The sequence below is a fragment of the Vibrio sp. B1-2 genome (assembly GCF_963888445.1).
GTDB lineage: Bacteria > Pseudomonadota > Gammaproteobacteria > Enterobacterales > Vibrionaceae > Vibrio > Vibrio anguillarum.
The window spans coordinates 1-26,196 of sequence record NZ_CAWPJH010000007.1; the positions used below are offsets into that span (position 1 = coordinate 1).

At 44.1% G+C, this 26,196-nt stretch carries 24 protein-coding genes, 1 tRNA gene, 2 rRNA genes and 1 other RNA gene; 15 read left to right on the top strand and 13 right to left on the bottom strand.

The genetic code is table 11. From position 1 onward, the window contains the following. The first annotated feature begins 4 nt into the window (after window positions 1-4). The 3 genes from rrf (AACQ75_RS03470) to rrf (AACQ75_RS03480) all read left to right on the top strand — a co-directional run bounded on the left by rrf (AACQ75_RS03470) (window position 5) and on the right by rrf (AACQ75_RS03480) (window position 410). Window positions 5-120: ribosomal RNA gene (rrf, locus tag AACQ75_RS03470) — 5S ribosomal RNA — on the top strand. Between the two features lie 67 nt (window positions 121-187). Beyond that, window positions 188-263, top strand: a tRNA-Thr gene (locus AACQ75_RS03475). 31 nt (window positions 264-294) lie between these two features. Next, window positions 295-410: ribosomal RNA gene (gene rrf, locus AACQ75_RS03480) — 5S ribosomal RNA — on the top strand. A gap of 53 nt (window positions 411-463) precedes the next feature. On the opposite strand, the gene AACQ75_RS03485 is transcribed toward rrf (AACQ75_RS03480), so the two are convergent. The 5 genes from AACQ75_RS03485 to leuA form a co-directional block, all read right to left on the bottom strand. Beyond that, window positions 464-1,246 (bottom strand): DUF547 domain-containing protein, encoded by a 783-nt coding sequence (locus AACQ75_RS03485; RefSeq protein ID WP_129532755.1) that lies wholly within the window; start codon window positions 1,244-1,246, stop codon window positions 464-466. 112 nt (window positions 1,247-1,358) lie between these two features. After that, a complete protein-coding gene (gene leuD, locus AACQ75_RS03490; protein ID WP_170889505.1) occupies window positions 1,359-1,961 on the bottom strand; it encodes a 3-isopropylmalate dehydratase small subunit in 603 nt (200 codons plus the stop codon). A gap of 14 nt (window positions 1,962-1,975) precedes the next feature. Continuing rightward, on the bottom strand, window positions 1,976-3,397 hold the full coding sequence (gene leuC, locus AACQ75_RS03495; RefSeq protein WP_170889507.1) for a 3-isopropylmalate dehydratase large subunit: 1,422 nt from the start codon (window positions 3,395-3,397) through the stop codon (window positions 1,976-1,978). Window positions 3,398-3,456: 59 nt separating this feature from the next. Beyond that, window positions 3,457-4,548: a 3-isopropylmalate dehydrogenase gene (gene leuB, locus AACQ75_RS03500; RefSeq protein WP_170889508.1), complete on the bottom strand. Its 1,092-nt coding sequence runs from the start codon at window positions 4,546-4,548 to the stop codon at window positions 3,457-3,459. 73 nt (window positions 4,549-4,621) lie between these two features. After that, complete coding sequence (leuA, locus tag AACQ75_RS03505) at window positions 4,622-6,169, bottom strand: 2-isopropylmalate synthase (RefSeq protein WP_013856011.1); 1,548 nt, start codon at window positions 6,167-6,169, stop codon at window positions 4,622-4,624. Between the two features lie 459 nt (window positions 6,170-6,628). On the opposite strand from leuA, the gene AACQ75_RS03510 reads away from it, so the two are divergent. The 6 genes from AACQ75_RS03510 to ilvN all read left to right on the top strand — a co-directional run bounded on the left by AACQ75_RS03510 (window position 6,629) and on the right by ilvN (window position 14,181). Then, window positions 6,629-7,162 (top strand): phosphatase PAP2 family protein, encoded by a 534-nt coding sequence (locus AACQ75_RS03510; protein WP_017048684.1) that lies wholly within the window; start codon window positions 6,629-6,631, stop codon window positions 7,160-7,162. Then, on the top strand, window positions 7,159-8,205 hold the full coding sequence (locus AACQ75_RS03515) for an MJ1255/VC2487 family glycosyltransferase (protein WP_170889510.1): 1,047 nt from the start codon (window positions 7,159-7,161) through the stop codon (window positions 8,203-8,205). The genes AACQ75_RS03510 and AACQ75_RS03515 overlap by 4 nt, the downstream gene beginning before the upstream one ends. 343 nt (window positions 8,206-8,548) lie before the next feature. Beyond that, on the top strand, window positions 8,549-9,508 hold the full coding sequence (leuO, locus tag AACQ75_RS03520) for a transcriptional regulator LeuO (protein WP_170889512.1): 960 nt from the start codon (window positions 8,549-8,551) through the stop codon (window positions 9,506-9,508). Window positions 9,509-9,705: 197 nt separating this feature from the next. Further along, window positions 9,706-11,514: an AMP-dependent synthetase/ligase gene (locus AACQ75_RS03525; RefSeq protein ID WP_026028312.1), complete on the top strand. Its 1,809-nt coding sequence runs from the start codon at window positions 9,706-9,708 to the stop codon at window positions 11,512-11,514. 431 nt (window positions 11,515-11,945) lie between these two features. Then, window positions 11,946-13,685, top strand: coding sequence for an acetolactate synthase 3 large subunit (locus AACQ75_RS03530; RefSeq protein ID WP_013856017.1), 1,740 nt, complete (start codon window positions 11,946-11,948; stop codon window positions 13,683-13,685). A gap of 1 nt (window position 13,686) precedes the next feature. Further along, window positions 13,687-14,181: an acetolactate synthase small subunit gene (gene ilvN, locus AACQ75_RS03535; RefSeq protein WP_010319822.1), complete on the top strand. Its 495-nt coding sequence runs from the start codon at window positions 13,687-13,689 to the stop codon at window positions 14,179-14,181. A gap of 82 nt (window positions 14,182-14,263) precedes the next feature. On the opposite strand, the gene serA is transcribed toward ilvN, so the two are convergent. The 5 genes from serA to AACQ75_RS03560 all read right to left on the bottom strand — a co-directional run bounded on the left by serA (window position 14,264) and on the right by AACQ75_RS03560 (window position 17,584). Next, complete coding sequence (gene serA / locus AACQ75_RS03540; protein ID WP_026028313.1) at window positions 14,264-15,493, bottom strand: phosphoglycerate dehydrogenase; 1,230 nt, start codon at window positions 15,491-15,493, stop codon at window positions 14,264-14,266. A 263-nt stretch (window positions 15,494-15,756) separates the two neighbouring features. Further along, window positions 15,757-16,413, bottom strand: a complete 657-nt coding sequence (rpiA, locus tag AACQ75_RS03545; protein ID WP_010319820.1) for a ribose-5-phosphate isomerase RpiA — start codon at window positions 16,411-16,413, stop codon at window positions 15,757-15,759. Between the two features lie 64 nt (window positions 16,414-16,477). After that, on the bottom strand, window positions 16,478-17,068 hold the full coding sequence (locus tag AACQ75_RS03550) for a 5-formyltetrahydrofolate cyclo-ligase (RefSeq protein ID WP_026027284.1): 591 nt from the start codon (window positions 17,066-17,068) through the stop codon (window positions 16,478-16,480). A 2-nt stretch (window positions 17,069-17,070) separates the two neighbouring features. Continuing rightward, a non-coding RNA gene (gene ssrS, locus AACQ75_RS03555) (6S RNA) lies at window positions 17,071-17,255 on the bottom strand. A 20-nt stretch (window positions 17,256-17,275) separates the two neighbouring features. Next, window positions 17,276-17,584 carry a cell division protein ZapA gene (locus tag AACQ75_RS03560; protein WP_010319818.1) on the bottom strand — a complete coding sequence of 103 codons (309 nt, stop codon included), beginning with the start codon at window positions 17,582-17,584 and terminating at the stop codon, window positions 17,276-17,278. Between the two features lie 243 nt (window positions 17,585-17,827). Between AACQ75_RS03560 and AACQ75_RS03565 the strand changes: the two genes are divergently transcribed. The 3 genes from AACQ75_RS03565 to AACQ75_RS03575 are packed head-to-tail and all read left to right on the top strand — an operon-like array spanning window position 17,828 to window position 20,839. Continuing rightward, a complete protein-coding gene (locus tag AACQ75_RS03565) occupies window positions 17,828-18,403 on the top strand; it encodes a YecA/YgfB family protein (RefSeq protein WP_170889513.1) in 576 nt (191 codons plus the stop codon). Between the two features lie 12 nt (window positions 18,404-18,415). Further along, window positions 18,416-19,597: a 2-octaprenyl-6-methoxyphenyl hydroxylase gene (ubiH, locus tag AACQ75_RS03570; RefSeq protein WP_170889515.1), complete on the top strand. Its 1,182-nt coding sequence runs from the start codon at window positions 18,416-18,418 to the stop codon at window positions 19,595-19,597. Between the two features lie 12 nt (window positions 19,598-19,609). After that, the gene (locus AACQ75_RS03575) at window positions 19,610-20,839 is read left to right on the top strand and encodes an FAD-dependent 2-octaprenylphenol hydroxylase (RefSeq protein ID WP_088732856.1); all 1,230 of its coding nucleotides are present in this window, start codon (window positions 19,610-19,612) and stop codon (window positions 20,837-20,839) included. Window positions 20,840-20,913: 74 nt separating this feature from the next. On the opposite strand, the gene AACQ75_RS03580 is transcribed toward AACQ75_RS03575, so the two are convergent. Beyond that, complete coding sequence (locus AACQ75_RS03580; protein ID WP_010319814.1) at window positions 20,914-21,120, bottom strand: DUF1107 domain-containing protein; 207 nt, start codon at window positions 21,118-21,120, stop codon at window positions 20,914-20,916. Between the two features lie 639 nt (window positions 21,121-21,759). Then, a complete protein-coding gene (gene ygfZ / locus AACQ75_RS03585) occupies window positions 21,760-22,731 on the bottom strand; it encodes a tRNA-modifying protein YgfZ (RefSeq protein ID WP_170889516.1) in 972 nt (323 codons plus the stop codon). A 147-nt stretch (window positions 22,732-22,878) separates the two neighbouring features. Here ygfZ and AACQ75_RS03590 point away from each other — a divergent pair, with 147 nt between their 5' ends. Then, complete coding sequence (locus AACQ75_RS03590; RefSeq protein WP_010319812.1) at window positions 22,879-23,139, top strand: FAD assembly factor SdhE; 261 nt, start codon at window positions 22,879-22,881, stop codon at window positions 23,137-23,139. Further along, window positions 23,087-23,536: a protein YgfX gene (locus AACQ75_RS03595; RefSeq protein ID WP_339605549.1), complete on the top strand. Its 450-nt coding sequence runs from the start codon at window positions 23,087-23,089 to the stop codon at window positions 23,534-23,536. The genes AACQ75_RS03590 and AACQ75_RS03595 overlap by 53 nt, the downstream gene beginning before the upstream one ends. A gap of 54 nt (window positions 23,537-23,590) precedes the next feature. Here AACQ75_RS03595 and nadB read toward each other — a convergent pair whose 3' ends face one another. Further along, window positions 23,591-25,198, bottom strand: a complete 1,608-nt coding sequence (nadB, locus tag AACQ75_RS03600; protein ID WP_017046483.1) for an L-aspartate oxidase — start codon at window positions 25,196-25,198, stop codon at window positions 23,591-23,593. A gap of 405 nt (window positions 25,199-25,603) precedes the next feature. Between nadB and rpoE the strand changes: the two genes are divergently transcribed. Then, the gene (rpoE, locus tag AACQ75_RS03605) at window positions 25,604-26,176 is read left to right on the top strand and encodes an RNA polymerase sigma factor RpoE (protein WP_026027282.1); all 573 of its coding nucleotides are present in this window, start codon (window positions 25,604-25,606) and stop codon (window positions 26,174-26,176) included. The last annotated feature ends 20 nt before the right edge of the window (window positions 26,177-26,196 follow it).

The window sequence follows — 26,196 nt, forward strand, 5'->3', positions numbered from 1 at the left end:
TTTGCTTGGCGACCATAGCGTTGTGGACCCACCTGATTCCATGCCGAACTCAGAAGTGAAACACAACAGCGCCGATGGTAGTGTGGGGTCTCCCCATGTGAGAGTAGGACATCGCCAGGCTTTGAATTTATAAGAGCCCGTTTGTAAGAGCGGGCTTTTTAGTCACTTGTGACACAAGATACAGTGTGCTGATATGGCTCAGTCGGTAGAGCGCATCCTTGGTAAGGATGAGGTCCCCAGTTCGATTCTGGGTATCAGCACCAGTTTTATAGCTCTGTAAGCTAAAATAATTTGCTTGGCGACCATAGCGTTGTGGACCCACCTGAACCCATGCCGAACTCAGAAGTGAAACACAACAGCGCCGATGGTAGTGTGGGGTCTCCCCATGTGAGAGTAGGACATCGCCAGGTTTGAATTACGAAACCTCAGCAGAAATGCTGAGGTTTTTTTCTATCTATTCGTATCATTTAGTATCATTCAATGTCCAATCATAGTGATAGCTGATACTCTTTTTCTCGCTTTTTAGTGCCTTGTTATACTGCACTAAGTGCTCAAATAATTGCTGTTTCGTTCCAAAATCTTCAGCAAACCAGTCATAAATAGAAGACAGAACCCATTTATCATTGGTGACCTTTACTCCTTTTTCGCTATTGATAAACTCAGTGGCTGATTTCTCCAGTAATAATTCAGTATTTTCTGCTGTGAAAGCCTGCTTTTGTAAGTTTGGGCAGCCAAGACTTGCGCAGTTGACCGCATAATGGGTTCGAGGATCTTTCCAAATAGGTCTTAAAATTCGATGTTCAATATCATTGAGAGTCAGCTCTTTTTGATTGATGGTAATGATCTTTTGTTCCCAAGGGCCAAATGAGAAAAATCCTCCCAGTTTAGTGATGGATGGTATTGGGTAATGATCGACGATTAAGTTAACTGTTAAGGCATTATATAAGTTGACCCAGTAAGCATATTGTTCCAGCTTTGCATACTCTCTTGGATCAAGGGCTGATAATTGTGAAATATAGAGCTCTAATTGCTCTTTATCTTTTGAGTTGACCCTTTGATAATCGAAGAGGTTGTTGTGATTTTCTTGGATTAGATAAGTATCAAGTGTTGTCTGCCAAATTTGATGTGAAATGGCTTGTGTATTTTCTTCATTACTAGAGTTCCAATAATCCCATAGTTGTGATTTAGGAGCTGAAAATACATTCGTTGACCCGAGTGTCAAACATAGCGTTAATAGATATTTCATCGTTTACCTCTCATCTCCTAGGTTATATGACCTAGGTAGGGATTGATAAATTTCAGATAAAATAAAAGGTTGATGCATCTACACCAACCTCTGGAAATTAAATCGATACTCGCTATTTCAAAAAGCTAGGAATTTTTGTTTCATAATCAGCGATTTCATCTTCGTGCTGTAGCGTCAAACCGATATTGTCTAATCCATTAAGTAAGCAATGGCGACGAAATTCATCAATTTCAAATGAGTATGTTTTTCCATTGGCTTTAACTTCCATTCGTTCAAGATCTACAGTTAGTTGAGCACCTTCATTTCCTTCAACAAATTGGAATATTTCATCAACTTCTTGCTCTGTAAGGCGGACTGGAACCATTTGGTTATTGATTGAGTTACCATAAAAAATATCCGCAAAACTGGGTGCAATCATGGCTTTGATGCCGTAATCCGCTAAAGCCCAAGGGGCATGTTCTCGTGAAGAACCACACCCAAAGTTTTCACGAGCAAGTAGAATGCTCGCTCCTTCATAGCGAGGTTTATTCATGACAAAATTTGGATTAGGTTGTTGACCTGCATCATCTAGAAAACGCCAATCATGAAAAAGGTGTTTGCCAAAACCAGTGCGATTTACTTTCTGTAAAAATTGCTTAGGGATAATGGCATCTGTATCGACGTTCGCTGCATCAAGAGGAACGACCAAACCTGTGTGCTGTTTAAAACCTGACATTGGTGATCCCCTGTTTAGTTGAGTGTTGAAGAATGAATATTACGGATATCGACAAAGTGTCCAGCGATGGCGGCGGCGGCGGCCATTGCAGGACTGACTAAATGTGTACGTCCATCTCGACCTTGGCGGCCTTCAAAATTGCGGTTGGATGTTGATGCACAACGCTCACCTGCACCGAGCCTGTCATTGTTCATAGCCAAGCACATTGAACAGCCCGGCAAGCGCCATTCAAAACCCGCTTCAATAAATATTTTATCCAAGCCTTCCGCTTCCGCTTGCGCCTTAACTTGCTCTGAACCTGGAACAATCAATGCTTGAACATGTGGTGCGACTTTTTTACCTTTCGCGACTTGAGCTGCTGCTCGCATATCTTCAATGCGTGAGTTCGTGCAAGAACCGACAAAAACTTTATCTACTTTATAGTCTGACAAGGATTTACCTGCCTCAAGTCCCATATACGCTAATGCTTTTTCTGCTGATGCTTTTTCGACAGGATCACTAAAGCTATTAGGAGATGGAATGGTTTCGTCGACAGCAATTACTTGGCCTGGGTTTGTGCCCCAAGTTACTTGTGGTTTGATGTCCGTGGCATTTAGGGTAACAACTGCATCGAATTTGGCATTATCATCTGTTTTTAGCGTTGCCCAGTACTCTATGGCGGCTTCTAAATCGCTTCCTTGAGGAGAAAATTTGCGACCTTTAATGTAGTCGAAAGTAGTCTGATCAGGGGCGATAAGACCGGCTTTTGCTCCAAGCTCAATCGCCATATTGCACACCGTCATACGACCTTCCATTGAAAGATCGGTAATCGCTTCACCACAAAATTCAACGACATAGCCTGTACCACCTGCCGCCGTTGTTTTACCTATAATGGCTAGCACGATATCTTTAGCGGTGATGCCTGGAGCGACTTTGCCTGTCACCTCAATTTTCATCGTTTTCGCGCGAGCTTGTTTCAATGTTTGGGTTGCAAGTACGTGCTCAACTTCTGATGTACCGATGCCAAACGCTAACGAGCCAAATGCGCCATGTGTTGCTGTGTGTGAGTCACCGCAGACAATGGTCATACCGGGAAGAGTAATACCTAATTCTGGCCCCATGACATGAACGATGCCTTGGTATTTATGATTTAAGTCGTAGAGTGTTACGCCAAACTCAGCACAGTTCTTGGATAATGTTTCCATTTGGATTCGAGCCATCTCACCCGAGGCATTAATGTCTTTTGTGGTGGTTGAAACGTTATGGTCCATGGTAGCGAATGTTTTACTCGTCTGACGAACTTTACGTCCCTTTTCGCGTAAACCATCAAATGCTTGCGGTGATGTCACTTCATGAACGAGATGACGATCGATATAAAGGATGGGGGTTTCCCCTTCAGCTGATACCGCAATGTGGGCATCATAAATTTTTTCGTATAAGGTTTTTGCTTGCGACATTGCTTCTTCCTTGAGCTCTTTGAGCTTTATAAAGGACTAGGCGAGCCTAGTCCTACTAATTATGAGTTTAAAATATAGCTGGCAATTTTATCGCCCATTTCAGAGGTTGAAAGTGCCGATTTACCACTGGCAAGATCTGCGGTGAGTTCACCTGCGGTAAGCGCCTTTGATACGGCATTTTCGATAGCTTGAGCGGCACTTTCTTCGCCCAAGCTATAACGTAGCATTAAAGCGGCGGAAAGAATTTGTGCAACTGGGTTAGCAATGTTCTTTCCTGCGATATCAGGTGCAGAGCCACCTGCTGGCTCATAGAGACCGAAATTGCTTTCATTAAGGCTAGCGGAAGGTAGCATGCCCATTGAGCCTGTGATCATGGCGCATTCATCGGAAATGATGTCACCAAAAATATTAGAGCACAGCATGACATCAAATTGAGAGGGATCTTTAATGAGCTGCATAGTGGCATTATCGATATAAATGTGTGAAAGCTCGACGTCCGGATAATCTTTTGCGATCTCTTCCACGACCTCACGCCATAAGATAGAGCTTTGTAATACGTTCGCTTTATCGACTGAGCATACTTTTTTACGACGTAATTGTGCGGACTCAAACGCTATTTTTGCAATGCGTTCGATTTCGTAGCGGTGGTAAACTTCGGTATCAAATGCTTTTTCATTTGCCCCTTCGCCTTCTCGTCCTTTGGGTTGGCCAAAATAAATACCACCAGTCAATTCCCGAACAACCACAATATCGAAGCCACGATCGGAGATATCGGATCGTAAAGGAGAAAAGCTTTCTAAGCCGGAATGAATTTGAGCAGGACGCAAGTTACAAAACAGTTGAAAATGTTTGCGAAGCGGTAGGAGTGCGCCGCGTTCTGGTTGGTCGTTGGGTGGTAAATGCTCCCATTTAGGACCGCCTACGGAACCAAACAATACGGCGTCTGCCTCTTCACATCCTTTAATGGTGCTTTCAGGTAGCGGGCAACCGTGTTTATCAATCGCAATCCCGCCGACATCATGTTCTTCTCTGGCAAACCGGATAGCATGTTTTTTTTCAATCGCATCCAATACCTTGTGTGCTTGTTGCATTACTTCTGGGCCGATACCATCACCTGCAAGAACGGCAATTTTGTATGTTTTGTCTGTCATGTTAGTCCTTTACTATTTTTATATTTGCTTGCCCCAGTGAGCTCTAAAGACTGAAAGCTCTAATCTAGGTACGTTAAACGGTTGCCACTTTCTTTTGTTTAATTTCTGCAATTTGATCGGCACGATGAATGCTATTGATCACGTGCAATAAGGCTTGTCCTGATGCTTCGACAATATCCGTAGAGACGCCTGTACCGTGATATTTTCGCCCTTTGTAGTTGGCAATAATATCGGCTTGCCCGAGTCCATCTTCACCTTCGCCCTTGGCGGTAAGGTCAAATTTATCCAATACGATCTCATAGCCAGTTAGACGGTAAATACATTGGTAAAGCGCATCGACAGGACCATTACCAACGGCAGCTTCACATTTTTCTTCATCACCACAAAGCAATTTAATACTGGTGGTCGCCATAACACTGCCTGATTGAACACTCAAATAGTTCAATTTGTAGAAATCGTCTTCATCACGCAGATTTGAAAAGTGCATCAAAGCTTCTAAGTCATAGTCAAACACTTGGCCTTTACGATCTGCCAATTTTAAGAAATCTTCATACAAGGCATTGAGGTTGTATTCGTTTTCATTGTAACCCATGCTATCCATATGGCTTTTTACTGCGGCGCGGCCACTGCGGCTCGTTAAGTTCAGCGCTTGGTTTTTTAGGCCAATTGACTCTGGAGTCATGATTTCGTAAGTGTTTTTGTTTTTCAACATGCCATCTTGGTGAATGCCTGACGAGTGGCTAAATGCGTTGGCACCGACAATTGCTTTGTTACTTTGAATCGGCATATTGCACAGTTGGCTGACCAACTTACTGGTGCGGTGGATCTCATCATGCTTTAAGCCAGTATGTACGCCGAGGAATTCTTGACGAGTTTTGATGATCATCGCGATCTCTTCCAGTGAACAGTTACCAGCGCGCTCACCAATACCGTTGATGGTGCCTTCTATTTGCCTTGCGCCAGCCTGTACAGCGGCAATCGAGTTTGCGACTGACATTCCCAAGTCATCGTGGCAATGAACGGAAATAATGGCTTTATCTATGTTAGGGACTCGCTCAAACAGCATCTGAATAATGCCACCAAATTCGCTAGGAACAGTATAACCGACCGTGTCTGGAATATTGATGGTCTTAGCTCCGGCATTAATTGCGGCTTCGACCATTCTACAGAGATTATCAATGGGCGTTCGGCCCGCATCTTCACAGGAAAATTCGACGTCATCGGTGTAGTTACGGGCGTGTTTCACCGCACTGACTGCCATCTCGAGCACATCATCATAACTGCGGCGCAATTTATCTTGCACATGAATGGTTGAGGTTGAAATAAACGTATGGATACGAAAAGCATCGGCGACTTTCAGAGCTTCGGCCGCTGCATCAATATCTTTTGCTACCGCGCGAGAAAGCGCGCAGACGCGGCTGTTTTTAATGTGTTTGGCAATCGTTTTGACCGATTCAAAATCACCTGGGGAGGAAACTGGAAAACCTGCTTCAATAACATCAACACCAAGGCGCTCTAATGCGTAAGCAATCTGCAGTTTTTCTTTAACGGTTAAGCTTGCTGACAAAGCTTGTTCGCCATCACGTAATGTGGTATCGAATATAATGACTTGATTATTCATGTTTGCTCCCTTGCACCGATGGTTAATCGTTTACTTCCTAAATATAGTTATAAAAAAACCCGCATCTCAGTGCGGGCTCTTGTCATCTTGTGTGGTGTTTTTCTTCCACAACCTACCCGCGCGAATGGTTCACGATAAGGAGCAGGCCCAGCAGGATAGAAAAACGGATAGTCATTCGTAACATTCCACAAGATTAAGTTAACAAATTAGTACCGTACTCGACTTAACTCGTCAACCATTAAGTTGTTTTTTTATTCATATCGGATCAGTTTTAGTCAAAAGCGGTAAAAATGAGCAGAATTGGTAGAGAGGATCACTTTTTGTAGCACGGAATGTTTTCACGCAAGAACGTTTGTCATCGGTTAAATTCATTCATTCTCCAACAAACAGTCACGTATTTGTCATTTTAAACTTCTACGTTTAGAGCGTAAGAGGTTTATGGAATGACAGGAGTCGCTCATGCGTGCCATCGGACAAATTGTTAAGTTTGACGTAGCGTTTTCGCTATTTTGTTTACAGCATCGTTTTAATCAGCCTGTAGCGCAGATCAGCAAAGCTATTTCCCATACTGGGGATGGGCATTTGTACGCGTTGATTGGTGCTTTAGCTTGGTATTTAGACCCGCTTAATGGCCACCTATTCTTAATGGCTGGACTGGCCGCTTTCGCGATTGAACTCCCTATTTATTGGGGATTGAAAAATAGCTTTCAGCGTCGTCGCCCTGAAGAGTTTTCTCCTTCATTCATTGCCTTTATTACCCCTTCGGATCGCTATAGTTTGCCCTCTGGTCATACGGCTGCAGGGTTTGTTATGGCGACATTAATTGGCCACTTCTATCCTCATAGCGATGCTTTTGTCTTGGTTTGGGCTGGCTTAATTGGCGTATCTCGCATCCTACTTGGGGTTCACTTCTTGACGGATATCGTGATTGGCGCGCTGCTTGGTGTAAGCAGCGCAAGATTTGCTTTGTGGTTGGTGGAGAGAGGCTTTTGAAAATTCTGTATGGTGTCCAAGGCACCGGAAATGGCCATATTGCTCGTTCACGAGTGATGAGTGAAGCGTTGAAAGAAGCCAAAATTGATGTGCAATTTCTCTTTTCTGGACGTGAAAAAGAGAAATACTTTTCGATGGAAAGTTTCGGTGATTACCAAACTCGGCGCGGTTTTACTTTTGAAACTGAACAGGGACACGTAAATTACGTTAAAACGGCGCTGAATAATAATTTGCTGACTTTCGTGAGTGAGACAAAAAACCTCGATTTGTCTCCGTATGATTTGGTCATTAATGACTTTGAACCAGTATCGGCATGGGCGGCTAAACAGCAAGGTATTCCGTGTATTGGGATAAGTCATCAAAATGCATTTCGTTATAATGTGCCTTTGAAAGGGGCAAGTTGGCTGGATAAACAGATTATTCAACAGTTTGCGCCTGCCAACTACCACGTCGGTTTACATTGGTATCATTTTGATCAACCGATCCTTCCTCCGATTATCTATCGTTCAGAGCAGCATACGTCTAACGAGCATTTCATTTTGGTCTATCTTCCATTTGAGCATGTTGATGATATTCTTGAGTTGCTTTTTCGTTTTTCAAATCAAGCATTTATTTGTTATCACCCTTCCTTAATGGAAGCGCAATCCGTTGAAAATGTTGAGCTGCGTCCCTTATGTCATACCCATTTTCAATATCACTTGCATTGCTGCGATGGCGTGATTGCTAATGGTGGCTTTGAATTACCATCAGAAGCACTTTCATTGGGTAAAAAGCTGCTACTTAAGCCACTATCGGGTCAATTTGAGCAGCAAAGTAACGTTGCCACTCTTGAGAATCTCGGGCTTGCTGCATCTATGGAGTTTTTGGACCCGTCGGAGTTACGCCGTTGGTTGGATGAAAAACAGGTCGAGCGCGTTGTCTATCCTAATGTAGCGAAAGCCTTGGTTGAATGGGTACAAAATGGCAAATGGGATAATCATAAAGAGCTGAGCCAGTCTTTATGGCGACAGGTTGATTTCCCTAGTTATGTGTCATTTAGCTAATATTGACGAAATGCTTTGAATTTTGACGTAATTAATTTATTTGGTGAATGTATCAAGGTGAAGGCTTGTTATTCATCACTTGATTCAATGTTTTGAATAAAATGCATAAATTTTTCTGTTTTATGGTTTTTTATAAAAATACATCGTACTGATAAATAAGGACAATCTTTTTGTTTGGATAAAAAAAACTGATATTTTATCAATCTTGTTGCCAATCGATAAATGCTTAGCAGATAGTAGCCTCCACCCAGTTGTGTCTGGGTAAATATAATAAATGGCAGGTTATCTATTCTAAAAAATTACTTTTACGGTATTGACGATAACAACAAGAGGCGTCCCAAAAATGTTAGATAAAAAAGATGCAATGAGCGCTATTGCTAGTTACCGCATGGAAAGCACATTACGTGGTGTAGATTTAAACCTGCTGACGGTTTTTGATGCAGTAATGCAAGAGCAAAATATTACCCGTGCCGCTCATAATTTGGGTATGTCTCAGCCAGCAGTCAGCAATGCTGTAGCGCGTTTGAAGGTAATGTTTAATGATGAACTGTTTATGCGACAAGGGCGAGGTATTCAACCTACTCAACGTGCACGTCAACTGTTCGGTCCGATGCGTCAAGCACTGCAATTAATCCGTAATGAACTGCCAAGTTCGGTGTTTTCTCCTGAAACATCAACCCGCTTATTTAAATTAGCGATTTGCAGTCCTTGTGATATGCGTTTCGCGCCGAAAATTATGTCATCAGTTCATGAACAAGCGCCTTTGGTCCAACTTCATCTTGATGCGGAATTTAACCGTTTGTTAGCCGAGCGTATGCGTTACCAAGAGATCGATTTTGTGATTGATTACGCGCGTTTTGATGAACAAGGGTTCTCCAGTACGGAAATTTTCCAAGATAAATTAGTGGTGGTGGCATCTAAGTCTCATCCTCGCATCAATGGCTCTGTTAACGCTGATAGCCTAACAGCTGAAAAGCATGCGAAGTTATCTCGCATCCATGGGCAACGTAGCTTTTCTGAGCAAGCATACCGCGAATTAGACTGTGTTCCTTATTATGAAGGGACCAGTTTGAGCAACGTGCTTTATGTGGTCGGACAATCTGAGTTGGTGACGATTGCACCTCGTTGGATGGTTGAGAATGCGGCTAACCGAGATCAGTTACAAATCCTCGATTTCCCATTTGCAAATGGTCAAATCAGTGGTTATCTCAGTTGGCATGAGTCTAGTGAAAAAGACAAAGGCCATATTTGGCTGCGTGATCAGTTAATGATGATTTGCGGCGAAGTTGTTGCATTAAACTAACGTTTACCCGTTAGTTTGTACGGTGATCTAAACTTAGTGATACTCCTCTTTGAGCCTTGAATTGGTTATATCCATTCAGGGCTTTTTTGTCTGTAGAATTAATTGATAACTTTGACATCCGTCAGTTGCCTTTTTTGCTTCTAAATGTACACTTGTGCGCTCAAAAAGCTTACATGTGTAAGCTACAGGTAAAAAAGATGCCCAATTTAAATTTCCATATCGTAAAAAGAATTCGTGAACAGATTGTCAAAGGTGGCGAGTGCATTGCTCTAAAACACAAAATAGAGAAAGAGTGGCATGGGATCAGCTGGAAGCAATTTGGTCAACGTATCGATGCGATGTCACTTGCACTTTTAACGCAAGGTATAAAAATCCAAGATAAAGTCGGGATTTTTTCGAATAACATGCCGCAGTGGACAATAGCTGACTTGGCTACTTTGCAGTTAAGAGCCGTTACAGTACCTATTTATCCAACTAATACGCCAGCGCAGGCCAGTTATATTATTCAAGATGCTGATGTCAAAGTGCTCTTGGTCGGTGAACAGGCACAATACGATGCGGCACTGGATTTTTTTGATGAGTGCGAACAGCTTGAATTAATTGTCGCCATGAGTGATGGCATTGATCTAAAAAGTTTTCAACATGGCATCCATTGGCAGACTTTTATTGAACAAAATACAGATGGCCAGCAAGCGGAATTAGAGTCTCGCCTTGAACAGGCGAATATGGATGATCTGCTGACGCTCATCTATACCTCAGGCACCACAGGTCAACCTAAAGGCGTGATGCTTGATTACCGTAATATTGGCGCTCAGCTTGAAGGGCATGATGAGCGGTTAAACATCTCTAAGGATGATGTGTCACTCTGTTTTTTACCATTGTCACACGTGTTTGAACGGGCGTGGACTTTTTACATTCTTTACAGCGGTGCAACTAACTGTTATTTGCAGGATACGATGCAAGTACGTGATGCATTGAGTGAGCTAAAGCCAACAGTAATGTGTGCCGTTCCTCGCTTCTACGAGAAAATTTTCTCCGCTATTCACGAAAAAGTCTCGAAAGCGCCGTTGCATCGAAAAGTGCTGTTTACTTGGGCGGTCAATATGGGGGCTAAGATGGCTCTTTGTCATCAAGAAAAGCGCCAACCATCCTTCATGCTGAAAAAGAGTTACGCGTTAGCGGATAAAATCGTGTTGTCTAAATTGCGTGCATTGCTTGGTGGGCGGATTAATTTCATGCCTTGCGGTGGCGCGAAATTAGATGAAACCATCGGCCGATTTTTCCATGCCATTGGCATTAACGTGAAGTTGGGCTATGGCATGACGGAAACCACAGCAACGGTTTCTTGTTGGGATGATCGGTGTTTTAATCCTGATTCAATAGGCATGTCGATGCCAGGAGCTCAGGTCAAAATCGGTGACAACAATGAAATTCTTGTTCGCGGACCAATGGTTATGCGCGGCTACTATAAAATGGCTGAAGAAACGGCGTTAGCATTCGATGAACAAGGTTTTCTCAAAACAGGAGATGCTGGACACATTGATGAACAAGGTAATGTCTTCATTACTGATCGTATCAAAGAGCTGATGAAAACCTCCGGTGGTAAATACATTGCGCCACAAGTTATTGAGGGAGCGATTGGTAAAGATCACTTTATTGAACAGATTGCGGTGATTGCTGACACACGTAAATTTGTATCGGCTTTAATTGTACCTTGTTATGACAGCTTGGAGGTTTACGCCAAAGAGCTCAACATCAAATATCATGACAGATTAGATCTTATCAAGAACAACCAAGTGGTTGAGATGCTGGAAAAACGAGTCAATGATTTGCAAAAAGAGCTAGCCAAATTTGAGCAGGTGAAAAAGTTTAAATTATTACCTAAGGCTTTTTCAATGGACAAAGGTGAGCTGACGCCGACTCAGAAACTGCGTAGAAAAGTCATTAGTGATCGTTACCAAGATGAAATCGAGGAAATGTACAAAGAAAAGACTAAAGGTGAGTAAGATTATCTTAAGATAGTTTTTTCATTGTTTAAAAATCCTCCACTTGCTTTTCAGATAAAGCGTGGGGGATTTTTTATATTACGACGGAAGTTAAACCTCGCTTCCTCATAACGCTACATTGCTGCATGGTAATATTTTTTGCTTTATTTTTGCTAATTACTCATGGATTGAGCTGTTTTTAATACCAGTTTTACGATAGTTACCTAATAAAATTCCATTTAACCAAACATTTGCCAAAGTGTGCGCTATTTGGCGTTCGACCCGATGATAAGAAAGAGTTACAGTTGTTGCGTTACCTTGTTTTTTGTTATGACAAAAGCAAGACATAGCCGAAAGTGGAAAGTTTTCGAATTAGGCTACAAATAAGCCCTAAACTATGTAAAACCAGGCCCATTGACTGACCATGTGTTGGGTACTGGTAAGGAGAAAAAATGGCAACGCAATCCAATCAACAGATGTTATCTGGCGCAGAGATGGTGGTTCAATCTCTGATCGAAGAAGGTGTAGAGCAAATATTTGGATACCCAGGTGGTTCCGTTCTTGATATTTACGATGCGCTGCACGCAAAAACCGACCAAATTAAACATGTCCTTGTTCGCCACGAGCAAGCGGCCACGCACATGGCAGATGGCTATGCTCGAGCAACCGGAAAAACGGGTGTGGTACTTGTTTGTTCTGGCCCAGGGGCGACGAATACCGTCACAGGGATTGCTACCGCTTACATGGACTCAATTCCAATGATTGTTATTTCAGGCAACGTGCCAAATAACCTCATTGGTAACGATGCGTTTCAAGAATGTGACATCGTTGGGGTTTCTCGTCCGATCGTCAAACACAGTTTTCTTGTAAAAAAAGCTGAAGATATTCCTGAAACCATTAAGAAAGCCTTTTATATTGCCTCAACAGGGCGCCCGGGGCCGGTCGTGATCGATCTGCCTAAAGATGTGATGAATCCTCAGATCAAACTCCCTTACACGTATCCTGAGTCGATCAAACTGCGCTCATACAACCCAACTACTTCTGGTCATAAAGGGCAAATTAAAAAGGCGCTAAAAGCGTTGTTAGAAGCCAAAAAACCCGTATTGTACATTGGTGGTGGCGCTGTTATTTCAGGCGCAGATCAGCACATTTTACAACTGGCTGAAACGCTCAATTTACCCGTAGTCAGCACGTTAATGGGGCTTGGTGCTTTCCCTGGGACGCATAAAAATGCGTTAGGCATGCTTGGAATGCATGGCATGTATGAAGCCAATATGGCGATGCACAATGCGGATTTGATTTTCGGTATTGGCGTGCGTTTTGATGACCGTACAACCAATAATCTAGAAAAGTATTGCCCGAACGCTAAGATCATGCACATTGACATTGATCCTTCGTCGATCTCTAAAAATGTGCCAGTCGATCTGCCGATAGTGGGATCAGCCGAACAAGTACTGGAAACTATGCTGCAATTGCTCTCTGAGCAAGGTGGCTGTAATGATTCGCAGGCGCTTGAACTATGGTGGCAAGATATCCAAAGCTGGCGCGACCGCCAATGCCTAGCTTATGAGAAATCCAGCGAACGCATTAAGCCGCAGCAAGTGATTGAAACTTTACATAAACTGACAAATGGAGACGCATATGTGGCCTCCGATGTTGGTCAGCACCAAATGTTCGCCGCACTTTATTATCCATTCAATAAGCCTCGTCGTTGGATCAACTCTGGCGGTTTGGGCACCATGGGGTTTGGTTTACCCGCTGGAATGGGGGTTAAATTTGCCATGCCAGAAGAAGAGGTAGTGATTGTCACTGGGGATGGCAGTATTCAAATGAATATCCAAGAGCTTTCCACCGCGTTGCAATATGATATTCCAGTGAAAATTATTAACTTAAACAACCGTTTTCTTGGCATGGTAAAACAGTGGCAAGATATTATTTACCAAGGACGTCACTCTAATTCTTATATGAGTTCTGTTCCCGATTTTGCAGCAATTGCAGAAGCTTATGGCCACGTTGGCATCCGTATCTCACAGCCTGATGAACTTGAAGCCGGGCTTAAAAAAGCACTCGATATGAAAGATCGATTGGTTTTTGTTGATATTAATGTGGATGAAACGGAGCACGTCTACCCAATGCAAATTAAAGGCGAAGGGATGGACAAAATGTGGTTAAGCAAAACGGAGAGAACATAATATGAGACACATTATTTCAATATTAATGGAAAACCAATCGGGTGCTTTGTCTCGCGTTGTTGGTCTATTTTCTCAACGTGGTTATAACATTGAATCACTAACGGTTTCGCCAACCGATGATGCAACATTGTCACGCTTAAACATCACCACTAAGACCGATGAAATGCAACTTGAACAAATTCAAAAGCAACTGCATAAGTTGATTGATGTGCTTAAAGTGCAAGAAGTGTCAGAGTGCGAACACATTGAACGTGAGCTGATGATGGTGAAAGTCAAAGCTAGCGGTTTTGCGCGCGCCGAAGTGAAACGTACAGCTGATATTTTCCGTGGGCAGATCGTGGATGTCACTGCGGCGCAATATACTGTGCAGCTTGCCGGAACCAGCGAAAAACTCGATGCCTTTATTCAAGCGTTGTCGGAAGTCACGGAAGTAATCGAAGTCGCGCGAAGTGGCGTGGTAGGTATTGCTCGCGGGGAGCGAGCGCTTAAAGCTTAATTTACCGAGCTCCCTATCGAAATAAGGAAGGCCACATTTTATGTGGCCTTTTTGTCGTTTGGTGCTTTTACTAGAGAAGTGCTTAGTGAAGAATACGCGCACGAATGGTGCCGCTGATGCTTTTCAGCTTAGTAAGAGCTTCCGCAGAGCGAGCGGTTTCTACGTCAATCACTACATAACCGATATCCGCTGACGTTTGTAAATATTGAGCGGCGATATTGATCCCTTCTTCGGCGAAGATGGTGTTGATTTGTGTCAGAATACCCGGACGGTTTTCGTGAATATGCAGTAAACGCGAACTATCACGGTGAATTGGCAGCGATACTTCAGGGAAGTTCACGCTTGACAAGGTTGAGCCGTTATCTGAATATTTTGCCAACTTACCGGCTACTTCAATACCGATATTTTCTTGTGCTTCTTGAGTTGAGCCACCAATGTGCGGTGTCAGAATGACATTATCAAAATGCATCAGTGGGGATTCAAAAGGTTCAGAGTTTGTGGCGGGTTCTTCTGGAAATACATCTATTGCCGCGCCAGCTAGATGGTTTGATGCCAATGCATCGCAGAGTGCGGGAATGTCGACTACCGTTCCGCGTGCTGCGTTGATAAAGATAGAGCCAGGCTTCATGCGTGCAAACTCTTCTTTACCCATCATATTTTTAGTATCTGGAGTTTCAGGCACATGCAGAGAAATGACATCACATTTATTCAGTAGTTCACTCATGGTATGTATTTGCGTTGCATTACCGAGTGAGAGTTTGTTTTCTATGTCATAGAAATAGACTTGCATACCGAGGTTTTCGGCAATGATACCGAGCTGGGTACCAATGTGGCCATAGCCAATAATACCTAAGCGTTTACCGCGTGCCTCATAAGAGTTATCAGCACTTTTTTTCCAAATACCACGATGTGCCAATGCATTTTTTTCAGGAATCCCACGCAGTAGTAGCAGTGTTTGGCCTAAAACGAGTTCAGCAACACTGCGAGTATTCGAAAATGGTGCATTAAAGACAGGAATACCGCGTTTTGCGGCTGCATTCAGGTCAACTTGGTTGGTGCCAATGCAGAAGCAGCCGATAGCAACCAACTTCTCTGCCGCGTTGATTACCGCTTCGGTCAAATTAGTGCGCGAACGAATTCCGATGAAGTGAGCATCTTTCACCGCTTCGAGCAGTTGTTCATCACCCAGAGAGCCTTTGTGATACTCAATATTGCTGTAACCGGCAGATTGCAGTACTTCAACCGTTGAAGGGTGTAGCCCTTCGAGGAGTAAGATTTTGATTTTGTCTTTTTCGAGTGAAACTTTGGCCATTATTCTCGTCCTTAAAAATGGGAAGGTGGGCAAACACGGCGCACATAAAGCAAAAGGGCTAATGTAAAGAGGAAGATTAACCATTTTGTTGGAAGACAAACGTTTTCCTTGTGCGTCTTCTGACCAATAAAGTAACAAACTTTTTTTGTTTTGGGTAAGAAAATTACGAAATAAGGCATGATTTTCTAGGGCATAGCGAAGAAAAACGGCACCCATGGGTGCCGTTTGTAATGAAATAACGGAAAGTAGCCTTATTTTGTGACTTACTCTTCGATTTTGGCACCATTTTCCGTGCCAGTGATGACGACATCAGCACCTCGGTGAGCGAATAAACCGACGGTTACTACGCCGACAATCCCATTAATTTTATCTTCTAATGCTTTGGCATCAGTAATTTTTAATCCGTGCACATCCAAGATAACGTTACCGTTATCCGTTATTACGCCATGGCGATAGGCTGGATCACCACCAAGTTTCACCAGTTGACGTGCCACATAAGAGCGCGCCATTGGGATCACTTCAACTGGAAGTGGGAATTGACCTAGAACATCGACCGCTTTTGTACCATCAACGATACAAATGAATTTATCCGCAATCGCGGCAACGATTTTTTCTCGAGTGAGCGCAGCGCCGCCGCCTTTGATCATATCGCGCGCAGGGTTGATTTCATCTGCGCCATCAACATAAATATCGAGTTGATCAACATCATTGCAGTCGAACACTTCAATACCTAGGCCTTTTAGCTTCTCTGTTGAGGCGATAGAACTTGAAACCGCACCCTTAATATCATCTTTAATCGAACCCAGCGCATCAATGAAGTGATTCACCGTTGAACCCGTACCCACACCAACGATGCTGCCTTTTTCTACATATTTGAGTGCGGCCCAGCCGGCGGCTTTTTTCATTTCATCTTGAGTCATGCCAATCTCCTGATATCGATTTATAGTGACGGTAATGTTGCGGGGCGATTATAGCCTCAATAATTTATGATTCCCATTGCCAGATTTGGCTTGGAGTCACTATTTGAGGTAAAGGTATATCCCATGCTTCGCTCGGCAGATGAGTCACTTGTTGGCAATCATGAGCTAAGCCTATGGGTAGGGCACCTTTACCCGTTTTAAACCAAGCTTCTAACGTACGATCATAATAGCCGCCGCCCATCCCGAGCCTTTGCCCTGTTTGATCAAAGGCCACCAATGGTGTGCAGATGATATCTAGCTCATTTACTGGTTTGATCAATGTTTGGTTGAGCTTGGGTTCGGCAATGCCGTATTTATTTCGCGTCATTATGGTTTGAGCATCATAGCGCAAGAACAATAAATTCCCACTCGAGAAGGGGTGTAAAACGGGAAGATAGGTCTGTTTGCCTTGTTGCCATAACCACGCTATGAGTGGTTGTGTTTCAAGCTCACCATCGGTCGCTAAGTAGAGGGCAATGTGCTGACTCGTTAAAACTTCAGGCAGTGTTGAAAAACGAGAGACAAGTTCAATTGAAGCGTGTTTTTGCTGCGTAGGTGATAGCTGTTTACGCCGCTGGCGGATGACTTGACGAAGTGTGTGTCGAGTGTTTTGCATAAGGATACCCCAGAGTGCCGTTGCGGATTTTGGCCCTTGAACCAGCTGGTTCAAGGCGGATCAGCAATGGTAACCGCAGGCTTCTCGGTACGAGCCGAGCTTGCTCAATAGCTACCAAGTACTAACCCTTTGGTGTTGCTTATCGGCTCAGGGACTTAAATCCGGCTGACAAACACTCTAGGGTAAATTTGGTTACGCTGGTAAAGATTACTGCTGTCCTAGCTTCACTTTACTGATGGCATCTTCAAGAGATGCAGCGAGCTGTTCCATGCGCTCGGTTAATTGATTTTGTTGGCCTAGGCTCTCATTGTTTTTGGTTTGCAATTCATAACAAATGTTGAGCGCAGCAATCGTGAGTAGCTTTACCTCATTGGTAACTTTAGTACGCTCTGCCATCTCTTTCAATCGGTTATCAAGATCTTGTGCCGCTTGGATTAAAGACTGCTCTTGTCCCGCAGGGCAATTCACACGAGTCAATTTTCCTAAAATTTCTACGTCTACCGCTTGATTACTCATGATGGATGAACTCTTATCGCGCTGTCTAAGATGGTGCCACTCACATGCCCATCGAGGTGGAAACTATAGGTAAAGCGGCCCTAAGATTCAAGCTTTTCAAAGCGAGCAGTAAAAAATGAGGGACTAAAAACACAGTTATTAGGCAAATTGAGTAAAAGCTACCCACAATTAACGCTTTGAGCATTTTCGCATTGGAAGCTAAGTGGTAGGATCGCGCTTATTTGATTTTATTACGAGCTTCCCATGAGCGAAAAAAAACAACCGGATTATCTTTCTCTTGCCACTGCCCTTCAATCTGCAGCACTTGTGGTTAACCCTGCTGAGTTGCATGGGTTGCTAACGGGCATGCTAGCGGGTGGTCTGGGCTTAAATGATAAGAGCTGGCAGCCACTTATTTTTGATTACACTAACGAAGGTATGGGTTGGCCAGATCGTCCGTTGACATTGGCTGAACAAGTACTCACCTTTACAATCGAAGAGCTCACTGGCAGCGAGATGGAGTTGTCACTGCTGTTGCCAGATGAAGAGGCGAGTGCCAGTGTATTTGATTTGGCTGATGGCGTAGCCGATTGGGTAAATCACTTCATTTCTGGGCTTGGCTTGATTGGGGTTGTTTTGAAAAAAGCGTCCGCAGAAACTAAGGAGGCCTTGGCTGATCTAGAAGAAATTGCCAAGCTCGGTATCGATGAAGAGGATGATTTGGATGAGCAAGCTCAACTTTTGGAACACGTTATCGAGCATGTAAAAGCTTGCGTGTTAACAATTCATGCTGAATTTGGTATCAAACCTCTACAAGAAACTCAGCCGACCGTGCATTAAAGAGAGGTTACTGTGAAGCAATTTGATGTGATTATCGCTGGTGGGGCGATGGCTGGTGCGACACTGGCGTTGGCCTTAGATACGCTTTCTCAAGGAAAGCTTGCGATTGCTGTGGTCGAAGCGCATCCGCTGGATGATAAGCTCGCCCATCCCGGCTTTGATTCGCGTTCAATTGCTTTATCCTACGGTAGCGTGCAAATTTTGCAAAATCTCTGCTTGTGGCCATCACTGCAAGAGGTCGCCATCCCAATTACACATATTCATGTGTCGGATCGGTCTCATATTGGGATGACCGATATCACTTGTCAGCAACTCGATTTAGAAGCATTAGGTTACGTGGTTGAATTAGCCGATGTTGGGCAGATTTACGCGCAAAAAATGCAGCAGAGCCCGCATATTGAGTTATTTTGCCCAAGCGCGGTTCAGCAAGTGGAACGCAGTATGGATAAGGTCACTGTCACCCTTAACGATCAACGAACGATCCAAGCTAAGTTATTGGTCGCAGCTGATGGGGCTATATCGACCTGCTGCGAGCAAATCGGCCTCATCCAACAAGAGCATGATTTTGAACAGGTCGCGGTTATTGCTAATGTTGTGAGCTCAAAAGCTCACCAAGGACGAGCGTTTGAACGATTTACCGCCGATGGTCCTGTCGCGTTATTACCAATGAGTGATAATCGACTCTCTTTAGTTTGGTGTTTACCTCCCGCGAAAGCCGAGCGAGTTTTTTCACTCAGTGATGAGGGTTTTTTAGCACAGCTTCAAGATGCGTTTGGTTGGCGTTTAGGGCAAATGAATAAAGTGGGCACTCGTGCCTGCTATCCATTACAACTGCGTTATCGAGAGCAGAACATTTCACATCGTTTTGCCATTGTGGGCAATGCCGCTCAGACATTACATCCGATTGCGGGACAAGGTTTTAACTTAGGTATTCGAGATGTGGCAAGCTTGGCGGATGAGCTTATCAAGCAGCAAGCCGATGTTGGCTGCTATCGCGGTTTACAAGCTTTTTCCCAACGCCGAGAAGCGGATCGTGATGCCACCATTAAGCTGACATCATCCCTGGTGCATCTCTTTTCCAATGATTGGTTAACCACTCGTATTGGTCGCAATGTAGGCCTCATGGTGATGGATAATTTACCGTGGCTGAAAATGCCGCTACTGCGCCGAACGCTTGGCGTAGTGAATAGATAAGAGGGTCTGTATATGATGCAAAGTGTCGATATTGTCATTGTGGGTGGCGGAATGGTTGGCCTTGCACTGGCCGCAGCATTAAAGCATAGCGAACTGCGCATCGCCGTGATTGAGGGCCGAGTACCCAGCCTTGAACTTGCAGAGCTGCCGGATGTGCGAGTCTCCGCCTTAAGCCGTTCCAGTGAAATCATGTTGCGAAACCTTGGTGCATGGCAAGGTATTACTTCTCGTCGCGCTGCGCCTTATTCGGCGATGGAAGTGTGGGAACGCGATAGTTTTGCGCGGATCGAATTTAGTGCCAATCAGATGACTCAGCCGGATCTGGGACACATTGTTGAGAACCGCGTCATTCAATTAGCCTTACTCGAACAAGTACAAAAGCAAGCGAATGCGACACTCTTTATGCCCGCTCAATGCCAATCGCTGGCTGTCGGTGAAAGTGAAGCGTGGCTAACGCTCGATAACGGTCAATCACTCACCGCAAAATTGATAGTAGGAGCCGATGGCGCAAACTCTTGGGTTCGTCAGCAGCAAGACATTCCATTAACCCATTGGGATTATGGACACAGTGCGCTGGTGGCAAATGTCCGCACGGTGGAACCACATCAATCGACGGCAAGGCAAGTGTTTACACCACAAGGTCCGCTGGCCTTTTTACCTATGTCTGATCCTCATATGAGCTCAATCGTTTGGTCTACAGAGCCCAACCGAGCGCAGCGCTTGCTCAGCCTGTCTGAGCTCGAATTCAATAAGATACTGACCGCTGAGTTTGATCATCGTTTAGGTTTGTGTGAGGTGGTCGGTGAACGTGCTGCTTTCCCACTTAAAATGCGTTATGCCCGAGATTTTGCTTTACAACGAATCGCACTCGTTGGTGATGCGGCGCACACCATCCATCCGCTAGCCGGGCAAGGTGTTAATTTAGGTTTACTTGATGCTGCAAGCTTAGCTCAAGAACTACTCGCGTTGTGGCATCAAGGTGAAGATATTGGCTTGCTCAAAAATTTGCGAGGTTATGAACGTTGGCGAAAAACAGAAGCCGCCAAAATGATTGCCGCGATGCAAGGTTTCAAAGATCTTTTTGAAGGTGATAACCCGGCGAAGAAACTGATCCGTGGCATTGGCATGCAGTTGGCTGGGCAACTTCCTGGAGCCAAAGATGAGATTATGAAAAGAGCACTGGGTTTAAAAGGTGATTTACCTGATCTTGCCAAGAGTAAAATGGTGCTGCTTGAGCCTTAACAGTGATTAACCTAATGATGGCAAAAGGGCTGGCTTATGGCCAACCCTTTTAAAATTCTTTAATGAAACTCGTATTATGCGTAGGCGCAGCGTAGTCTCATGATTTCCTGATTCACTTCCTTCACCGTCTGAAAGTGGCGCTTGTCTGCGCGCTCTGGCAAGATCAGTTTGCCATTATCGAATTCAAATTTTCCAACCCCGTAAATATAGATTCTTCCTTTAAAAAGCCGACTTACGTGTTTAGCTATCATACCTGGCGTATAGCGCTTAAACAGTCTCATACTTCGATCCTTCTGTTATTCTAACACTGCAAATTATAAATAAATTGCGCCTCTAATAGTGTGATTGCCATAGAGGAATATGCAGTTATTGATGACTCTTTTGGATATTTGTGCTGCCGTAGGCAGAATGTTGGATAAATACCCATGTTTGCGTGATTATCTCCTCAAAATAGTGCTAACAAAAAATGCTCAGTGCACCATTCACTTGGTGCATATTAAGCACGACAAATATTACACTTTAAAGAATAGCTGCTGTTTATGGAAAGTGTTAAATTTTGGTTAAGAATAGCCTAAAAAAAAGCCCGCTTAAATAATAGGCGGGCGAATAGTCACAGATGCATTACACAAAAAGTGGATGTCCTGAAACAATCAGTGGATTCACTTTTTTGCTGGTCAGGGCAACTTCTCGTTTGTCCTGACCAGCATTGTTAAGAGTACGTCAAAATAAACCTGATGACTATTTATGTTTCAATAATGACTAAAAATTCACCTCTAATGTTATGTGATTTAGAGAGCGATCACGCGTCAATGTAATGGATTACATTGTTGCATTCTTTTTCCTGAAATTTATTCGAGATAGGCGAGTGTTAGAAAGCATACGCCTCGTAAAGAGGCGCATGGTCAATATGAGGAAGAAGCTTATTCGTCAGTAAGAGAGTAGGGGAGAGCTTGCATAAACCAACGAGTGTTTGGTTGGCTTGCAAGACGAAACTCAGTTTCTGGCTCGAGATTGTTTGGTAAGACTATTAAACCGATAGCGGTATTATCAGCAAACGTGTAGTGAACCATGAATTGCCCAGCACTACGCCAGTTTTCTCCAACTGAGCGTTCGATCATGATTGGTTGATCATTACTTAGCGGTTGCTCAATGTTGCCTTGAAGGATGTACATTGCACGCTTATTAATACCTCGATATTTAGCGCGAGCGACGGTTTCTTGACCTGTATAACACCCTTTATTAAAGCTGATACCATTAAAGGCCTGAAGATTAACGGCTTGCGGTATGTGCTCATTTTGATCCGCTTGACCAAGGATGGGGACTGCTTCTTCGATATCAAAGCGAGTCCACGTTTCCTCGGTGACTTTCAGTGCTTCACTTTGCGTCATGAGCTGTTGCGCGGTTTGCTCTGAAACAAGTAATAGCCAACGTTGGGATGAAATTTTAATGGCGCTACCACCGTCAATCAAACGCACCTCACCTTCATCTGCCGTTAATGTGTTGATATATTGCTCAGCTTGTTCGCCCATAACACCCAGTGCGATGTCTTGGCTCTGGCTGATATTGACCTTAGAAAAAATAGCGTATTTTTTCAGCTCTCTTAATTCAGCCTCTATCGCTGATAAAGGCTGGAACATCGCATAACCATCGTGATGATGGAACAGGCGAAAGACGGACCATACTTTGCCTTTCGCATCACAATGGGCGCCTAAGGTTGACTGTGTTGGTTCAAGAGTGACGACATTACAGGTCACTTGGCCTTGCAAATAGGCTTTTTTATCATTGCCTGAAATGATGATAGTGCCCCAGGATGCAAGATGAGTCAGCATCAGTGGTGGAAGTGAGTCATTGGCGGTTACTGCGAGAGGTGTCAATGTGTTTTGCCAGTCCATAGTCGTTACCTAAAGAGAATCTTGAGCCCCATGTTAATCCGGAAATTTTTTTTTGTCAGCTTGAACAGGGACTGTGACTCATCTACTAGTTGTATCTTCATCCAGTTGATACACTCAACGCAAATAAACATAAGGTGAGGAAAACCGATGTACACCACTGAAGAAAAGGCAAGAATCAAGTGGGCATGCCGTCGTGGAATGTTAGAGCTCGATGTGGTTGTGATGCCGTTCTTTGAAGAGTGCTTTGATTCTCTGAATGAAAATGAGCAACGAGATTTCGTTTCCCTACTTGAGTCTGACGACCCTGATCTATTTACTTGGATCATGGGGCATGGTCGTAGCGAAAATCTTGGGCATGCGGCCATGGTGGATAAAATTGTTGCCCACAACCTCAGCAAAGTGCGTTAATTTCGTATTATTTCCTTCCCATTTTGCCCGCATTACTAACTTCATTTTTTTGATGATAGCCGTGTGGGCATTATTGATATCGCCGATTCCACTTGTAACGCTCCCCTTCTTTTACGCACCTCTTATCACGGCGCAAAAGAGTACCTCACTGTTAGTCCCTAGCTTAATCGGCCAATTCAAGCTCACGAGTCACGGTGAGTGGCAATGTGCCGACCAGAACTTGTCCATTGAAAAGGTTTCTACACAGTTTGCGTTTATGGTGTTGATCATTTATGCACAACAAGGTAAGCGCTATCTAGTGTGGCGTGACAGTTGTGTGGAAGCGGATTATCGCCGTTTATTGGTGCAGCTTCGGCAGGTTACCCATAACCAATCACCAACAATAAAGGAGCGATAAACGCTCCTTTATTCATTCGGTCAACTTGACGCTAGCAGATGATCGTTGGCGAGGTTACTCGTCTGGCGTTAAGATAGTTGGGCCACTATTTTCGGCTAACTCTGGATAATCGAGTGTGTAGTGCAAACCGCGGCTCTCTTTACGTTGCATAGCACAACGCACCATCAACTCTGCCACTTGCAGTAAGTTACGCAGCTCAAGCAGGTTATTTGAAACGCGGAAATGACTATAGTATTCGTGGGTTTCTTGTTGCAGTAATTGAATGCGGCGTAGTGCTCGCTCTAAGCGCTTATCTGTGCGGACAATCCCCATGTAATCCCACATAAATAGGCGCAGTTCATGCCAGTTATGTTGGATTACGACCTCTTCATCAGAGTTATTGACCTTACTTTCATCCCAACCGGGTAAGCTTGGTGGGAGCTGAGCCGTTGGTAATCCTTTTAAAATATCCTTTGCCGCTGACCAAGCATAAACGACGCATTCTAATAGAGAGTTCGACGCCATTCGGTTAGCACCGTGCAAACCGGTGTAGCTAACTTCTCCGATCGCATACAGGTTATGCAGATCCGTTTTACCTTGTTTATTGACAATAACGCCACCACAAGTGTAGTGCGCCGCAGGAACAATCGGAATCGGCTCTTTGGTCATATCAATGCCCAAATCCATCAAGCGTGTATAAATGGTTGGGAAATGTTTTTCAATAAAATCGGCCGGTTTGTGGCTGATGTCCAGATACATACAATCAGCACCTAAACGCTTCATCTCATAGTCGATGGCGCGAGCCACGATATCACGAGGAGCCAGTTCGGCACGTTCATCAAAATCGAGCATGAATCGTGAACCGTCTGGGCGTCTTAAAAAAGCGCCTTCTCCACGTAGTGCTTCTGTCAGTAGGAAATTACGTGCTTCAGGGTGGAAAAGACAAGTTGGATGGAATTGATTGAACTCAAGGTTCGCCACTCGGCATCCTGCACGCCACGCCATTGCGATACCATCACCTGAGGAAACATCAGGGTTAGAGGTATATTGATACACTTTTGAGGCGCCGCCCGTGGCTAAAACGACAAACTTAGCGCGGATCGTTTCAACGTGTTCCTCATTGCGGTTCCAAATATAAGCGCCAACCACTCTTTTTTTATCACCACCGATTTTATCTTCGGTGATTAAATCCAGTGCATTGTGACGTTCAAGGATAGTAATGTTGGGGTGATTATGAACATTGTCTTGCAAGGAGGTTTGCATTGCCATGCCAGTGGCATCAGCCGCGTGCAAGATGCGGCGATGACTATGGCCGCCTTCACGAGTTAAGTGATAGCGAGGTGCTTCATCACTGTCATTCTCTTCTCTGTCAAAAGGAACGCCGCCATCGATAAGCCACTGAACACACTCTTTAGCATGCTCGGCGATGAAACGGACAGTATCCTCTTCACAGATCCCTGCGCCCGCAATTTGAGTGTCTTCGACGTGTGACTCAATACTGTCTGATTCGTCAAAAACAGCGGCAATACCTCCCTGAGCGTAATAAGTGGCACCTTCACTGCGTGGTCCCTTACTTAGTACAATGACTTTACTGTGTTTTGCTACGCGTAGTGCGAGCGATAAACCCGCTGCGCCACTGCCTACGACTAATACATCGCATAGATGTTCACGGTTTGCGTTCATAAAACTTTTAAATTCCCGAACTAGAGTAGAGTTGTCCAACTCTCATTTTAAATATGCATTGCATGTATCTATACTCTTGAAGTGATTCAGCCGCAAGGTTTATCCACTAACGGTATCGCTATGGCTTCAAGCCAATAGCAGTAGAGAAAGATTTGATGCAATACTTTGTAAATGCCATTGTCTTTCGTCTTATCGACCCTCACTATATTGGGGATCCCCTATAGTGAAATTAGATCACATTTATTGAATAATGCTTGGCAAATATTTTTAGACAGAATGGAACTTTCTATTCTCCCTTGAGTCACAATAGTGCTCATGTAAGCGGTGGTGTCAATACTACATTTTGCATAATGAATGCCCATATCTGAGAAGGTAAGGGGAATAACAATAGGAGTACAGGCTCGAATGAACGAGCAACTGACCGATCAAGTATTGATTGAGCGAGTTCAGAGTGGAGATAAGCAAGCGTTTAACCTTTTGGTTTTAAGGTACCAAAATAAAGTCTGCAACCTTATTTCTCGGTATGTGAGCAATTCCGGAGATGTAGCCGATGTCGCACAAGAAGCGTTCATCAAAGCGTATCGGGCTATCCCAAGTTTTCGCGGAGAGAGTGCCTTTTACACTTGGCTATACCGTATTGCTGTTAATACCGCTAAGAATCACATTGTAGCCCAAAGTCGTAGACCGCCCGCTAGCGATGTTGATGCTGAAGATGCTGAATATTACGAAAGTGGCAACGCATTAAAAGAAATATCGAACCCTGAGAACATTACGTTGTCGAAAGAATTGCAGCGGGTCGTTTTTGGTGCGATAGAAGCGTTGCCTGAAGATTTGAAAACTGCGATGACCTTGCGTGAACTGGATGGTTTAAGTTACGAGGAAATAGCAGAAGTCATGGATTGTCCTGTAGGAACGGTGCGTTCTCGCATCTTCCGTGCTCGTGAAGCGGTAGAAAAGAAGATTAAACCTCTTTTATAGCGCTCAAACTGGTAACGAAA

Coding starts and splice junctions, on each gene's coding strand:
- AACQ75_RS03485 (WP_129532755.1), bottom strand. CDS start 1,246: ATGAAATATCTATTAACGCTATGTTTGACACTCGGGTCAACGAATGTA.
- leuD (WP_170889505.1), bottom strand. CDS start 1,961: ATGTCAGGTTTTAAACAGCACACAGGTTTGGTCGTTCCTCTTGATGCA.
- leuC (WP_170889507.1), bottom strand. CDS start 3,397: ATGTCGCAAGCAAAAACCTTATACGAAAAAATTTATGATGCCCACATT.
- leuB (WP_170889508.1), bottom strand. CDS start 4,548: ATGACAGACAAAACATACAAAATTGCCGTTCTTGCAGGTGATGGTATC.
- leuA (WP_013856011.1), bottom strand. CDS start 6,169: ATGAATAATCAAGTCATTATATTCGATACCACATTACGTGATGGCGAA.
- AACQ75_RS03510 (WP_017048684.1), top strand. CDS start 6,629: ATGCGTGCCATCGGACAAATTGTTAAGTTTGACGTAGCGTTTTCGCTA.
- leuO (WP_170889512.1), top strand. CDS start 8,549: ATGTTAGATAAAAAAGATGCAATGAGCGCTATTGCTAGTTACCGCATG.
- AACQ75_RS03525 (WP_026028312.1), top strand. CDS start 9,706: ATGCCCAATTTAAATTTCCATATCGTAAAAAGAATTCGTGAACAGATT.
- AACQ75_RS03530 (WP_013856017.1), top strand. CDS start 11,946: ATGGCAACGCAATCCAATCAACAGATGTTATCTGGCGCAGAGATGGTG.
- ilvN (WP_010319822.1), top strand. CDS start 13,687: ATGAGACACATTATTTCAATATTAATGGAAAACCAATCGGGTGCTTTG.
- serA (WP_026028313.1), bottom strand. CDS start 15,493: ATGGCCAAAGTTTCACTCGAAAAAGACAAAATCAAAATCTTACTCCTC.
- rpiA (WP_010319820.1), bottom strand. CDS start 16,413: ATGACTCAAGATGAAATGAAAAAAGCCGCCGGCTGGGCCGCACTCAAA.
- AACQ75_RS03550 (WP_026027284.1), bottom strand. CDS start 17,068: ATGCAAAACACTCGACACACACTTCGTCAAGTCATCCGCCAGCGGCGT.
- AACQ75_RS03560 (WP_010319818.1), bottom strand. CDS start 17,584: ATGAGTAATCAAGCGGTAGACGTAGAAATTTTAGGAAAATTGACTCGT.
- AACQ75_RS03565 (WP_170889513.1), top strand. CDS start 17,828: ATGAGCGAAAAAAAACAACCGGATTATCTTTCTCTTGCCACTGCCCTT.
- AACQ75_RS03575 (WP_088732856.1), top strand. CDS start 19,610: ATGATGCAAAGTGTCGATATTGTCATTGTGGGTGGCGGAATGGTTGGC.
- AACQ75_RS03580 (WP_010319814.1), bottom strand. CDS start 21,120: ATGAGACTGTTTAAGCGCTATACGCCAGGTATGATAGCTAAACACGTA.
- ygfZ (WP_170889516.1), bottom strand. CDS start 22,731: ATGGACTGGCAAAACACATTGACACCTCTCGCAGTAACCGCCAATGAC.
- AACQ75_RS03590 (WP_010319812.1), top strand. CDS start 22,879: ATGTACACCACTGAAGAAAAGGCAAGAATCAAGTGGGCATGCCGTCGT.
- AACQ75_RS03595 (WP_339605549.1), top strand. CDS start 23,087: ATGCGGCCATGGTGGATAAAATTGTTGCCCACAACCTCAGCAAAGTGC.
- nadB (WP_017046483.1), bottom strand. CDS start 25,198: ATGAACGCAAACCGTGAACATCTATGCGATGTATTAGTCGTAGGCAGT.
- rpoE (WP_026027282.1), top strand. CDS start 25,604: ATGAACGAGCAACTGACCGATCAAGTATTGATTGAGCGAGTTCAGAGT.